The following is a 13,575-nucleotide window of genomic DNA, read 5'->3' as shown; positions in this document are numbered from 1 at the left end:
TCTCATTATTTATAAAAATAAGATGCATCCATTTCAATTCTTGGCGAAATATATTCTTCCACCCAATCCAACCATGCACGCGTTTTGGCATCAATAAAATGGCGTGAAGGCAATAAGGTATAAACCCCAATATCGGGCGAACGCCACTCTGGCAAGATATGGCATAATCTTCCATTCTGAACTGCATCTAAAGCCGAAAACATCGGTAATAACGCCACGCCCATGTCCTGCTGTACAACATCTAATAATAATTCTGGGTTATCTGCAATGAGTTGCCCACCAATATCAATTTGGTAAGACTCACCATTTGCATTTAACAAGTGCCAATCTGCTGTAATCGATGGATTGACTAATCGTAAACAAGCATGGTTTTTTAAGTCTTCTGGTGACTTAGGAACACCATGTTTTTCTAGATATGCAGGTGAAGCACATAAAACAGAAAAAATAGTGCCAATTCTGCGAGCGACAAAGCGGGAATCTGTTAAAGACTCAGTGAGATAAAGACTGACATCGACCCCTTTTGCCAACAGGTCCGGAACGTACTGTGATGTCGTATATTCCACCGTTAACTCGGGATAATTTTTGCAAAACTCGGCCATGACTGGAAAAACATAGTGATGCCCAAAGCTTCCCATGCTTAATACACGTAAACGCCCTTTCGGTTTAGATGCCGTTCCTGTTACTTCTGATTCTGCTTCATCCACTATTGAAATGACTTGGCGACAGCGCTCTGCATAAGTCGCACCAATATCGGTCAGAGCCTGCTGGCGCGTTGAGCGTTGTATTAATTTTGTACCTAAGCGTGTTTCTAGCTCGCTGATAAGACGTGAAACCTGTGCTGTGGTCAGATCCATCTGCTCAGCTGCTGCTGTGAAACTCCCGCTATCAATCACTTTCAGGAATGCATGCATTGCATGCAATAGTCCACCATCGAGATTTTTGCGCATAACGTAAATATGTTTTCCTAAATTACGGATTGTTGCACCAGTTTAGATCAACCACAATGACTAAATGTACATACATTGGCACTAATTCTTTTTAAGAAGAGGAACCGATCTTTTTTTTATTTCGTATGTCACTTGCTCCAAATATTCAACTGGATGTTGAAAAAAGAAAGTAGTCCGAACTACTAAAAATTCTAAGGAGATATAAATGAACATAGCTACAAAAGTCACTCCAAATATTATTGCAACAAAGGATGTGTCACTTGAAGATAAATATATAAGTGATAACGGTACAGCATATATGACTGGCATTCAGGCACTTGTTCGGTTGCCTCTTGCCCAAACTCGCCGTGACGCGATTAATGGTTATCATACTGCTGGTTTTATTTCTGGTTATCGCGGTTCTCCTGTCGGTAACTATGATAGTTTCCTTTGGCAAGTTCAAGGATTACTTAAATCCCATAATGTCGTATTTCAACCTGGTGTAAATGAAGACTTGGCTGCTACCGCAATTTGGGGTACTCAACAAGTTAACCTTTCAGGACAAGGCAAATATGATGGAGTGTCTTCATGGTGGTATGGTAAAGGCCCGGGTGTTGATCGTTCAGGCGATGTACTCCGCCATGCGAACTTAGCTGGTACCTCTGAACGTGGCGGTGTGGTTGCTTTATTTGGTGATGACCACTCATGTAAATCTTCTACAATCCCTCACCAATCTGAACATGTCATGATTGGTTGTGGTATTCCAATTTTCTACCCAACATCCGTTCAACAAATTTTAGACTTTGGCGTTCATGCCATTGCTGTCTCACGTTTTTCTGGCCTATGGTCTTCAATGAAGCTGGTCAGTGAAATTGTAGAAACTTCCGCTTCAGTTCATGTTGACCTCGACCGAGTCACTCCCGTTATACCAAAAGACGTTAATTTCCCTGCCGACGGCGTTAATATTCGTTGGCCAGATCATGGCATTCAGCAAGAAGAACGTCTTTATAAATATCGTTTACCTGCTGTTTTGGCCTATGCTCGCGCAAATAAAATCAACACAGTAACATGGCCTTGTGAAAATGCCCGTGTCGGTATTGCCGCAAGTGGTAAAGGTTATTTAGATACGATTGAAGCCTTACGCATTTTAGGTATTGAAGATGAAAAAGCCCAACAGCTTGGGCTACGTGTTTATCAAGTTGGGATGATTTGGCCTTTAGAACCTCAAGGCGTTCGTGAATTTGCAGAAGGTTTGCAAGAACTGATCGTTATTGAAGAAAAACGCCCAATTATTGAAGCACAAATTAAAGATGAGCTGTATTCACTTCCTGATGGCAAACGCCCACATGTGATTGGTAAAGCAACTGATGGTAAAGGTGAATGGAGTACTTCTATTGAGGAAGCACCGCTCATTGGTCACTATGAGTTTCAGCCTGAACCTATTGCAAAAATGTTGGCTGCTCGCTTCTTAAAACTCGATATTCCAGAAAGCTTAAAAGTACAAATCCAAAGTAGAATCGACTTACTGCTAAAAGCAGAGCAAGAATCAAAACGTGTAATCGATCTTGCTGAACGTAAACCGTATTTCTGTAGTGGTTGCCCACATAACTCTTCAACAGTCGTTCCTGAAGGTAGCCGTGCATTAGGCGGTATTGGTTGTCACTATATTGCTGTTTCACTTGACCGTGGTACCGAAACGTTCTCTCAAATGGGCGGTGAAGGTGTAAGTTGGGTAGGTGCATCACCTTTTACTAACGAAAAACACATTTTTGCCAACCTTGGTGATGGAACTTACTTCCACTCAGGTTACTTAGCAATTCGTCAGTCTATCGCTGCAAAAACTAATATTACCTATAAAATCCTCTACAACGATGCGGTCGCTATGACAGGTGGTCAGCATGTAGATGGACATTTGAGCGTTGCGCAGTTAACTCGTCAGCTGGCTGCCGAAGGTATCAAAAAACAAGTTATTGTCACTGATGAAGTTAAACTATTAAACGAAGAAGACGGCATTGCACCGGGTGTAGAAATTCGCCACCGCAATGAACTCGACGCAGTTCAACGTGAGTTACGTGAAGTTTCAGGTGTGACCGCTTTAATTTATGTACAAACCTGTGCCAGTGAAAAACGCCGTCGCCGTAAACGTGATGCCTACCCTGACCCAGCTGAGCGTTTATACATTAACAGTGATATTTGCGAAGGCTGTGGCGACTGTTCGAAAAAATCAAACTGTTTATCTATTGAGCCAGTAGAGACAGCTTTAGGTACTAAGCGTCAAATTAACCAAAGTAGCTGTAATAAAGACTTCACTTGTGCTGAAGGGTTCTGCCCAAGTTTTGTGACTGTTCATACACGTGATATGAAACGTCCAGCTAAATTTGAAGGAATTGCCGCAGGCTGGCCAACATCACCAATCATTCCTCAATTATATGATGTTCCAAGTCGTATTATGGTCGGTGGTATTGGCGGTACAGGTGTTGTGACTATTGGTGCACTCCTTGGTATGGCAGCTCACCTAGAAGGCAAAGCGACACGTGTTATGGACATGGCTGGACTTGCGCAAAAAGGCGGTACGGTTTATTCATACGTACAACTTGCAGCAAGTGATGATCAAATCTCTTCTACAAAAATTCCAGCAGGACAATGTGAGTTATTGATTGGTGCAGATGCCGTAGTCGCTGGTGGTAGTGCCGCACTTTCGCGCTTAAGAGATGATGCTTTAGTCATTGTTAATGAAGACAGCACGCCGACTTCTGAATTTATTAAATCTCGTGACTGGTATGCACCTATTACCGATTTAATTGATCGTCTTCGTGGTCGTGTTCGTCAAGGTCAATTGGTTTCATTACCAGCAGCTCGCATTGCAACACAACTATTGGGCGATGCAATATATACCAATCAGTTATTACTCGGTATGGCATGGCAGTCTGGCCGCATTCCGCTCTTACGTGAAAGCATTGAAAAAGCAATTAAGTTAAATGGTACTGCTGTTGAAAAGAACATCGAAGCTTTCCGTGTGGGTTGTCATCTTGCAAGTGATCCAACTTTAGCTACACGTTTACTTGCGGCAATGCCAAAAACCAAAACGCCGCAAACGTTGGCTGAACTTGTTGAAGACCGCTCTACTCGTCTGACAGACTATTGGAATGAAGCTTACGCAACTAAATACCGTACGCTGGTAGAACTGGCTGCTAAAAAGTTACCAGAGGAATTAACTGGTACCATTGCAACCCAGCTTTATAGAGTCATGGCGTACAAAGATGAATATGAAGTTGCACGTCTGTTAACAGGCAAAAGCTTCAAAGAATCGATTGAAACACAGTTCGGTAAAGGCTTACGTTTAACTTACCATCTTGCTCCACCAGCGTTATTGGGTGGTCTGCAAAATGTTCGTAAACGTGCGTTTGGTTACTGGGTGCGCTTCCCAATGATGATGCTTGCTCGCCTACAATGGCTTCGTGAAACTTTCCTTGACCCTTTTGCGCGCCAAGAAGAGCGTCAACACGAACAAGCATGGCGTGACCGTTACATCGCTTTTGTTGAAGCACTGGTTGAAGCGCCAGAAAATCATAACTTGGCTGTTGCTGAACAAATTGCAAAATTACCAGCAGAAGTTCGTGGTTATGGACATATCAAAATGAAAGCAATGGACGCTGCAAAAGTGCGTTGGGATGAACTTACACCGACACTGATTAAAGTTCGTAGCTAATAAATTGCTTAAAAATTAAATCTCAAAATAAAAAAGTCATCCTCAGGGATGACTTTTTATATGTTCAAATATTTATTTGGTCATCTTACGTAAAGTCAAAATCTGCTCGCTTCGTCCAAATGGGCCATAGATATCATGTAAAACCGCGCTTGTTAAGCCAATACCATCCGATCCATATTGCTGAACAGTTTCCAAACCTAACCATTTACCTTGCGGATAACGATGCATGTGAATTTGCAAATCAAGATTTGGAAAGCCCCACGTAAACTCACCTTCTTGTCTTGGTACAATTCCATTTGCGGTATCTACCATGCCAATCAAATGTGCAAAATCTGTGGTCGGCTGCCCTTCAACCATTTCTTTATCATTATTTAACCAAACGATACCTTTGCCCGCGCGATGCTGATTGTCAGTTTTCGTCTCTAGAGTCTGAATAAAACCACCCGGCCATCTTTTCATACCCTTCCACTCTGTAAAAGAGTCTGGATGATGAACTGGCTGATCTTCAAGACCAGCAATAGCAGAACTGTCTTGAGTACACATTCGCCATGCTCTGGCAACAATACAGGTTTTACCTTGCGCTTGCATTTCAGCTTCTATTAGCTCAATGGTTTTTCCGGCACGAATCACTTGCGTCTTAATTGTAAATTCACCAAAGGCAATAAGACCGAAGATATCAAAACTAATTCGACCAATTCGCATATCTTGTCGTGGTGAAAATTGCTCTAACTCCGCTGCGATAACTCCACTTGCAGGCGCCATATGCTGTTCATGAGGGTTCCAAGCACCTTGTGCATGAACAGTTGAGCAATAATGAGCAATGACTTCACCTTGAGGACCAATTGTTCTATTCAGTAATTGATAATAAGCATTCATGATTTTCTTTCCTTAGTCCTTATCGAACATCAATATTCGATGAAAGTTCACGTTTTAATGCTTATATTAGTGATCTATTCCTTTGGCTAAATTGGTTTTTCCTACCAAAAACTCATGAGTCTAAAGTTACAAATTTAATCAATGGGTAAAATTCCACATGAAAATTTCACCCATTGATTCTCAAAAACTACGATTAACTAAAATGCAAAAGCCTCTTGATCAAGCTCCATGACACAGTCAGCTCCTGACTCAATTGCGGCAGCATGGCTTTGTGTACGATGTAAAAGTTTTTGATAGAAAAACTTAGCTGTGCTTAGCTTCGCTTTATAAAAAGCTTCCTCTTTTGTACCTAATGCCAATTTTTCATGGGCAACTTGAGCCATTCGAGCCCAAAGATAGGCAAACACGACGTAACTGGAAAAATAAAGATAATCTACAGAGGCCGCGCCAATTTCTTCGGGGTTATACTTCGCTTTTTCGGCAATTGTTTTAGTGAGCGATAACCATTGTTGCTTAAGTTCACCTAATTTTTCTAAATAAGGTTTCAGTGCAACATTTGCTTGATGTTGAAGAATGAATTGATCAATTAAATCCGTCATATTCTTCAAGAGCTTGCCTTCTGAATTTAAGACTTTACGTGCAAGCAAATCTAAAGACTGGATTTCGGTTGTTCCTTCATACAATGTTGAAATGCGTGCATCGCGTACAATTTGCTCCATTCCATGCTCAACAATAAACCCATGCCCGCCAAACACCTGAACACCATGTTTTGCAGACTCATTACCAGACTCAGTTAAAAAGGCTTTAGCAATAGGTGTTAAAAAAGCCAGTAATTCATCTGACTGTTTTTGCTGCTCTTGATCGGCTGAACTTTCAACAATGTCTACATGTTGAGCTAGAAAATAAGCCAGCGCACGTCCACCTTCGGCAAATGCTTTTTGTGTCATTAACATTGAGCGCACGGCAGGATGTACAATAATCGGATCGGCATTCTTTTCTGGATATTTTGGACCAGATAATGAACGCATTGCGAGCCGCTCTTTTGCATAACTTAATGCACCCTGAAATGAAATTTCTGAAGCAGCAAGCCCTTGTACTGCCGTGCCAATACGTGCCGTATTCATAAAGGTAAACATACAATTAAGCCCACGATTTTCCGGACCAATCAAATAACCTTGAGCACCATCAAAATTAAGAACACAGGTGGCATTTCCATGAATTCCCATTTTATGTTCAATGGCACTACAGACGACCTGATTGCGATTTTGCAAATTACCTTCATCATCTACATTAAATTTAGGCACGATAAACAAAGAAATACCTTTTGTGCCTGCGGGTGCCTGAGGTAATCGAGCTAAAACAATATGAATAATATTTTCAGAAAGATCGTGTTCACCTGCCGATATAAAAATCTTTTCCCCAGTAATTGAGTAACTACCATCCGAATTTGGTTCAGCCTTAGTTCTAATTAAACCGAGGTCCGAGCCCGCATGTGATTCGGTTAAACACATGGTTCCAGTCCAGATTCCACTAATTAACTTGGTTAAAAATTGCTGCTTTTGCTGTTCTGTTCCGTGGTGTTCAATTGTTCTCATCGCACCATGAGATAACCCTTGATACATTGCCCAAGCCCAGTTAGAACCACATAACATTTCAGAAATCGCAATGCGTAATAGAGTTGGTAAGCCCTGCCCACCATATTCAGGGTCGGCGGCTAGAGAGGTGAACCCAAGCTCGGCATATTTTTGGTAGGCTTCTTTAAAACCTTTCGGTGTAGTCACTACGCCTTGATTTAAATGGCACCCTTCTTGATCGCCATTTTGATTAATAGGTGCCAATTCATTTTCACAGAAATCTGCTGCTGCCTCTAAATATTGATCTATTAATTCTCGATTTACGCTTTCCTGATATTTACTTAAATGTTGGTAGTTCTCTTCAGTTTGAAGCATTTCATGCAGAACAAATTGCATATCACGTAATGGAGCTTTATATAAAGGCATAGTTTTTTCCCTTTCACTTCACTGCCCGTTTCATGCAGGCAGATATAGTTTTTTTCCTTAAATAGACTTTTATTATTTCAACATTATCAAAATATCAAAAAATTTCTTATAGCAAAACTAGTTTTCACTATTTTCATAAAATTTAACCAGTAAAAACATCCATTAAATATTTAATATGTTGTATTTAAATATTTTTATTAAATATTTATGTATAAAATTAAAAAACTGACCCATATTTTAATTTTGTACTGCAAAATATTATTCCGTAAAAAATCAATTTATAGTATTGTGATTACATTGCTTAATCATCCAAGGACGATTTATGAATAGCCCGAAATACACAGGTCTTGAATTTTTAACAGCTTTAAAAAATGGCGAAGTTTCTCCATCGCCTATGGCTCACACCATCCCCATGCAATTGGTAGAAGTTTCCGAAGGTAAAGCTACTTATAAAGTTACTCCTAGACAAGAACATCGAAATATACAAGGCGGTGTACACGGCGGCTTTTGTGCCACAGCTTTAGATACTGCTACAGGAAGTGCTGCGCATACCCTACTCGAACATGGGGTTGGTTATGGGACTATTGATTTGAATGTAAAAATGATTCGTCCTATGCAAGTTGATACGTCTTACTACGCAAAGGCTGAGTTGATTAATGCGGGGCGCAATATTATTAGCACCGAAGGTAAAATCGTGGATGAAAATGGAAAAGTATATGCTTTTGCCACAGCCACATTAATGATTATTCGAAAATAAAAGTCGTGTTAAGCTCCTCCTTCTGGAGCTTTTTCTTGTTTTGCGATTTTGTTCATTTCATAAAAATCTAAGCGATCAATCATAAAACTCACAATGGCTAGACTTATACCTAAGGCGACACAGGCTTCCCATCCCCAGTGTTTCCATGCATAAACTGCAATAAAAGAACCCAAGGCAGCTCCACCAAAATAGAGCGTCATATAAATTGAGTTAATGCGGGAACGAGCCTGCGCGGAAATTCGATAAACCAGATTTTGGTTGAGTACATGAAATGCCGATAGCCCGAAGTAAGCCATAATCACGCCAACCGCATAGGCCACTAAAGATTGCTGTGCAAAAAATAGTGGTATCCATGCAGTAATTAATAAAACCATGCTAACCAGTGCAACTTTATTCTCAAGTCCTGCTGCAATTTTCTTACCCGCCCACGGTGTGGCAAACACACCAGCTAACCCGACAATTCCAAATAGACCAATTTGGAAATCATTAAAATGATATGGAGCATTGGCTAAAAGGAATGTCATGGTTGTAAAAATAAGTGCCAAAATACCAAAACCAATTCCCCCAGCAAAACCACGGCGAAGCAAATGAGGTTGATGCGCCGCTAATGAAAATAATGAACTGTAAATTTGTAGAATATTGAGTTGATGGGATTTACGCGCAACCGGCAATTTTGACCACATGATCCAAGCAAAAAACAGAATGACGATTCCACTAATTAAATAAACGGCATGCCAAGACCAAACCGTAGAAAGTAAACCCGCAATAGAGCGCGCCAATAAAATTCCCAAGAACAAACCACTCATGAGAGTCCCAACAACTTGCGGGCTTTTTTTCGGACCTGCCAAACCTGCGGCAAAAGGAACCAAAACTTGAGTTGCAATAGAAAAGAATGTCGCTAAAAAGGTAAAGCCATATAAGACAGGTAAAGTTTGGCTAAAAGAAAGCCCCACTTGTGCAAGCCCCGTACAACACATGAGCAAACAAATATAACTACGCTTTTCAAAGAAATCACCGAGTGGAACCAATAGAAACAGGCCAACCGCATAAGACAGTTGTCCAATCACAATGGTTAAAGCCACTTGCTCGGCATTAGCCTGCAAGGCTTTGGCAATTGAATAAATTAAAGGCTGGTTATAATAGTTCGAGCCCGCACAAATCCCGCATGTCATCGCCATGATAAAAATAAAGCTTTTTGACAAAATATTCTCTGCATCGGGTCGAACTATTTTTTCCATTTTTAATCACGCCCTATTTTAAAATTTATACATCGACACAAAATTTACACGCGATACATCGGCTGTTCTGCCATCAAAGACTTCTCGTTTACCTTGATGGTATTCCATACCAATATCCATTTGTTCAATAGGTGAATAAAAGACGTTAGCTGCATAGTCAGTTAAACGCTTATTGGCATCGGGATTGAGTTTTGCATAAGCCGTATCGTCATCATAATCAAACACTGAAGCCGATAAGTTTGCACGCCATTGCTCATTGAATTTATATGAATAACCAATATTTACGCTATTGAGTTTATTCATAACTAAATCTGTTTTGTCTTCATTTAAAGAAAAATCACCCGCTGCATTTAAACTTGTTGAATTTGCCAAGCCGCTTTGCGTGGTATACGGCATAAATTTTTGATCACCAACAATATATTGATAATTAGCCTGTACAGATTGCTGTGGCGTTAATTGGTATTTTAACCCGCCCCCTGCGCCCCAACTTACTTTCTTCACTGTTGCGGTGGCTACATCTGCAGATTTTTCATTAATAAAACCTTGAGCAAGTGCAGTTAAAGGTCCTTGTTTAAAGCTATAGCGTCCCGTTAATGATGGAAAAGCCGAGACTCTGGAACCTGTATATTCTAGAGCCACTTTTAAATCATTATTGGCATCAATTTTCCAGTCATAGCGAATTTGAGGTGTCCGTGTATAAGAGGTTCCCACAAATTGTGTGTAATCCACAGCTTCTGTTCGAGTTTCCATGTTGGACATGAGTGACCATGTTTGACCAAAGGTCCAATCTTTATATGTAAAAAATGCATGTCGAATACGGAATTTACCATCCCCCGTTCCCATGTTAGAGCTATCAAAGAAGTCGGCTTCAATATTTCCCGTCACTGCTTTATTTGGGCTATTAAAATAAACACCTAGTCTGCTTGCATTAATCATGGCATCAGAACGGGCATGATTAGAACGTTTATCGCTCTCAAAAGGTGTTCGGTACAAACTGCTGGTTGTTCTTCCCCCCGAATCAGGTGAAGATTTAAAATCGACCGCCGCATCAATACGGGCAATACCATAAACCTTAACATTATCAGTCCACGTCACCCATGACGGAGCAATAGGCTTCTCTGTTACAGTGGCTTTATTTTTTTCGATGTTTTCTTCAATTTTTACCTGTTTGACCTGTAAATTATTTTGAGTTTGTTTTTGAGCTGCGAGTTCTGCTTTTAACTTTTGTAGCTCGGTTTCTAGCAAATTAATTCGCTGTTCTGTTGTATCTGAAGAATTTGCAAAAATAGTCCCTGAAGCCGCAGCGCAAGCCGCAGCTAAAATTAATTTTTTCATCTTTTAATCCTTAAAGAAGCTTTTTTTCCATGTGTATAAATTAGGCTACACGTGCATCTATTAGCTCACAGTCTGTGACTGCCTGTAGTTCATCAAAACTTAAGCCTTCCACCATTTCCTTGACATAGGCTTTCTGATCTTTCAGTTCAATAATGCATAAATCGGTATAAATACGGTTTACACACTGCTCACCTGTCATTGGATATGTGAGTTCTTTTACAATTTTGGACTCACCTTTTTTGGTGACATGTTCCATATAGACGTAAATCGTTTTAGCGCCAACTGCCAAATCCATCGCACCGCCGACTGCTGGTACATCATCTGGTTTGCCTGTATGCCAGTTTGCCAAGTCTCCATTTACAGCAACTTGGAATGCACCAATCACGCAAATGTCTAAATGGCCACCACGCATAATGTCAAACGAGTCACCATGATGCATAAAGCACCCACCGTCTAACAAAGTGACAAGTTCTTTTCCGGCATTCACTAGATCTTGGTCTTCTTCGCCGGGTTGTGGCGGTGGACCAAAAGCCAAAACACCATTTTCTGAATGTAAAAAGATTTCTTTGTCTTTTGGCAAAAATTTGGCAACGTTGGTAGGCAGGCCAATACCTAAATTGACATAAGAACCTTCTGGAATGTCATTTGCAATGAGTTTGGCAATATCTTCACGGGAACGTTTTTGAACTGACATTAGATATCTCCTACTTTTACAACGTGCTGAACAAAAATTCCCGGTGTAATAATGCACTCTGGGTCAAGTGTTCCTAGCTCTACGGTGTCATTAACTTGAACAATCGTATTTTTTGCGGCTTTTGCCATAATGGGGCCAAAATTACGGGCCGCTTTGCGATAAGTTAAATTACCCCAACGATCCGCCTTATCTGCATAAATCAATGCAAAATCAGCTTCAAGTGGATATTCAAGTACATAATTTTTACCATTAATGGTTCGGGTTTCTTTACCTTCGGCAACTTTGGTGCCATAGCCTGTTGGAGTAAAAATAGCGCCTAGACCAGCGCCTGCTGCTTGAATACGGCATGCCAAATTCCCTTGTGGAACCAGCTCTAGCTCGATTTTTCCCGCACGATATAAGTCTTGAAAAACAGTTGATCCAGCAGATTTCGGAAATGAACAAATCATTTTTTTAACGCAACCAGCAATAATCAGATTTGTTAAACCACGATCACCAGAAGCTGCATTGTTATTTACAATGGTGAGTTCTTTTTTTCCTAAATCAATTAAGGCTTCAATTAATTCAGCAGGTTGCCCCGTAACACCAAACCCGCCTGTCATGATGGTTGCTCCATCAGGAATAGCTTTTAAAATCGGTTCAATGTCACTGGTGATTTTATTTATCATCTCACTTGTCCCTTTTCATCCTTAATTTAAGGTGACAGATTGATCTGTCACTCTGCCTTTTGCGGGTTAAATAGTCGGTCTTTAATAAATAACAATGGAATCACGCCACAGATAAAGTACGCAGCCGCCATCACCAAGAGCCCTAAGCCAATAGAACCACTTTGCGACAGATAACCAATTGTTAATGGAGAGAAAATTGATAGAACCTTGCCAATATTATAGGCCCCCCCAACCGCAGAACCACGAATCGAAGTCGGGAAGCTTTCAGTCATATAGGTGGCATTAATGGCGTATGGAATGCCATACAAGAAACCGAAGAACAGCATCATCCATAAAATATTAGTGGGTGTATTTAAATAGACAATGACAGGAATAAATAAGGCTGTACCAATGGTTCCAAAAGCGAATACAGCACGGCGACCCAATTTATCCGCAACAATCCCTGCAATCACTTTGGCAAACATCATAATCAGGAAGGTACCGACCATATACATCGCCATTTCTTTAAACTTGATGCCAAGATCGGACTCTAAATAAGCTGGTAACCAGTTACTTACGCCGTAATAACCAAACTGTAAAGCGCCTGTACTAATAATCCAAAGAACAAACATGGTGCCATGTTTTTTATCTCTTAAAATTTCAAGATAAGGATTTTGACGTTTTTTAGGGTGAGAACTTTGAGCCACTTCTACAGCTTTTAATTGACGAGCTTTTTTCCATGATTCAGGTTCAGGTACACAAAAGTGCATCAAAATCGACAACACCACAGGGGTAATTGCAATCCAGTACAGGAAACGCCAACCGTGTTCAGGAATAATATGACCTGCTAACAAGGTTGCAAGTAATGATCCTAAGGTATAACCCGTCATCAAGGTTGCCAATACCGTGGTACGATGTTTAGTCGGAACCATTTCTGACATTAAAATATTACAGGCAATATATAATGCACCCAGCCCCATCGAACCAAAGACACGTACAATGGCAAACTGCATATAAGAATCAGTAAAGCCAAGCGCACATGTTAAAACTGAAGAATAAGCAATAAAAAACACAATAATGCGAACCCGTCCAAAACGGTCACATGCCCAACCACCAATCAGACCACCAATTGCTGAACCTAAAAGTGTTAAACTGCCTAAAGTACCTGCCTGCACACCCGTTAAATGAAACTCTGCTTTAAGACTAGTAAGGCTCAATGCCAAAAAACCTAAATCGGCCCCATCACATAACAATGTTAAAAAAGCGAATATAAATGCTGTAATCCAAATCTTTTTCGGCGTTTGAATAGCTTCACTGCTAGCCGTATTTTGCGTAATTGTTTCTGTTGTCATGTCCATATCCTCAGAAGGAACATGAGGCATCCAATGCCTCA

10 protein-coding genes are annotated in these 13,575 nt (G+C 40.6%); 2 read left to right on the top strand and 8 right to left on the bottom strand.

The window, feature by feature from the left end:
* Positions 1–5: 5 nt before the first annotated feature.
* Positions 6–947, bottom strand: coding sequence for a LysR family transcriptional regulator (locus BMW38_RS00885; protein ID WP_092705465.1), 942 nt, complete (start codon positions 945–947; stop codon positions 6–8).
* 205 nt (positions 948–1,152) lie between these two features.
* Between BMW38_RS00885 and BMW38_RS00880 the strand changes: the two genes are divergently transcribed.
* Positions 1,153–4,635, top strand: a complete 3,483-nt coding sequence (locus tag BMW38_RS00880) for an indolepyruvate ferredoxin oxidoreductase family protein (RefSeq protein ID WP_092705464.1) — start codon at positions 1,153–1,155, stop codon at positions 4,633–4,635.
* A 72-nt stretch (positions 4,636–4,707) separates the two neighbouring features.
* Here BMW38_RS00880 and BMW38_RS00875 read toward each other — a convergent pair whose 3' ends face one another.
* Entirely contained in the window at positions 4,708–5,511 is an 804-nt protein-coding gene (locus BMW38_RS00875; RefSeq protein ID WP_092705463.1) for a thioesterase family protein, read from the bottom strand.
* Between the two features lie 197 nt (positions 5,512–5,708).
* A complete protein-coding gene (locus tag BMW38_RS00870; protein WP_092705462.1) occupies positions 5,709–7,511 on the bottom strand; it encodes an acyl-CoA dehydrogenase C-terminal domain-containing protein in 1,803 nt (600 codons plus the stop codon).
* Between the two features lie 307 nt (positions 7,512–7,818).
* Between BMW38_RS00870 and BMW38_RS00865 the strand changes: the two genes are divergently transcribed.
* Positions 7,819–8,268: a PaaI family thioesterase gene (locus tag BMW38_RS00865; protein WP_092705461.1), complete on the top strand. Its 450-nt coding sequence runs from the start codon at positions 7,819–7,821 to the stop codon at positions 8,266–8,268.
* 8 nt (positions 8,269–8,276) lie between these two features.
* Here the strand turns inward: BMW38_RS00865 and BMW38_RS00860 are convergent, their stop codons facing one another.
* From BMW38_RS00860 to BMW38_RS00840, 5 genes are read right to left on the bottom strand one after another with little or no spacing between them, the layout of a single operon-like run.
* Positions 8,277–9,506 carry an MFS transporter gene (locus BMW38_RS00860; protein ID WP_092705460.1) on the bottom strand — a complete coding sequence of 410 codons (1,230 nt, stop codon included), beginning with the start codon at positions 9,504–9,506 and terminating at the stop codon, positions 8,277–8,279.
* 18 nt (positions 9,507–9,524) lie between these two features.
* On the bottom strand, positions 9,525–10,841 hold the full coding sequence (gene dcaP, locus BMW38_RS00855) for an outer membrane trimeric porin-like protein DcaP (RefSeq protein ID WP_092705459.1): 1,317 nt from the start codon (positions 10,839–10,841) through the stop codon (positions 9,525–9,527).
* Between the two features lie 40 nt (positions 10,842–10,881).
* Positions 10,882–11,535, bottom strand: a complete 654-nt coding sequence (locus tag BMW38_RS00850; RefSeq protein ID WP_092705458.1) for a 3-oxoacid CoA-transferase subunit B — start codon at positions 11,533–11,535, stop codon at positions 10,882–10,884.
* Positions 11,535–12,203: a 3-oxoacid CoA-transferase subunit A gene (locus BMW38_RS00845; RefSeq protein ID WP_045436185.1), complete on the bottom strand. Its 669-nt coding sequence runs from the start codon at positions 12,201–12,203 to the stop codon at positions 11,535–11,537. Before BMW38_RS00845 ends, BMW38_RS00850 begins: the two co-directional genes overlap by 1 nt.
* 47 nt (positions 12,204–12,250) lie before the next feature.
* Positions 12,251–13,534, bottom strand: coding sequence for an MFS transporter (locus tag BMW38_RS00840; RefSeq protein ID WP_213031073.1), 1,284 nt, complete (start codon positions 13,532–13,534; stop codon positions 12,251–12,253).
* Positions 13,535–13,575 lie beyond the last annotated feature (41 nt).

Origin of the sequence: Acinetobacter sp. yr461, assembly GCF_900110445.1 — a bacterium.
Classification (GTDB): Bacteria; Pseudomonadota; Gammaproteobacteria; order Pseudomonadales; family Moraxellaceae; genus Acinetobacter; species Acinetobacter calcoaceticus.
This window is presented reverse-complemented; position numbering and strand designations above follow the sequence as displayed.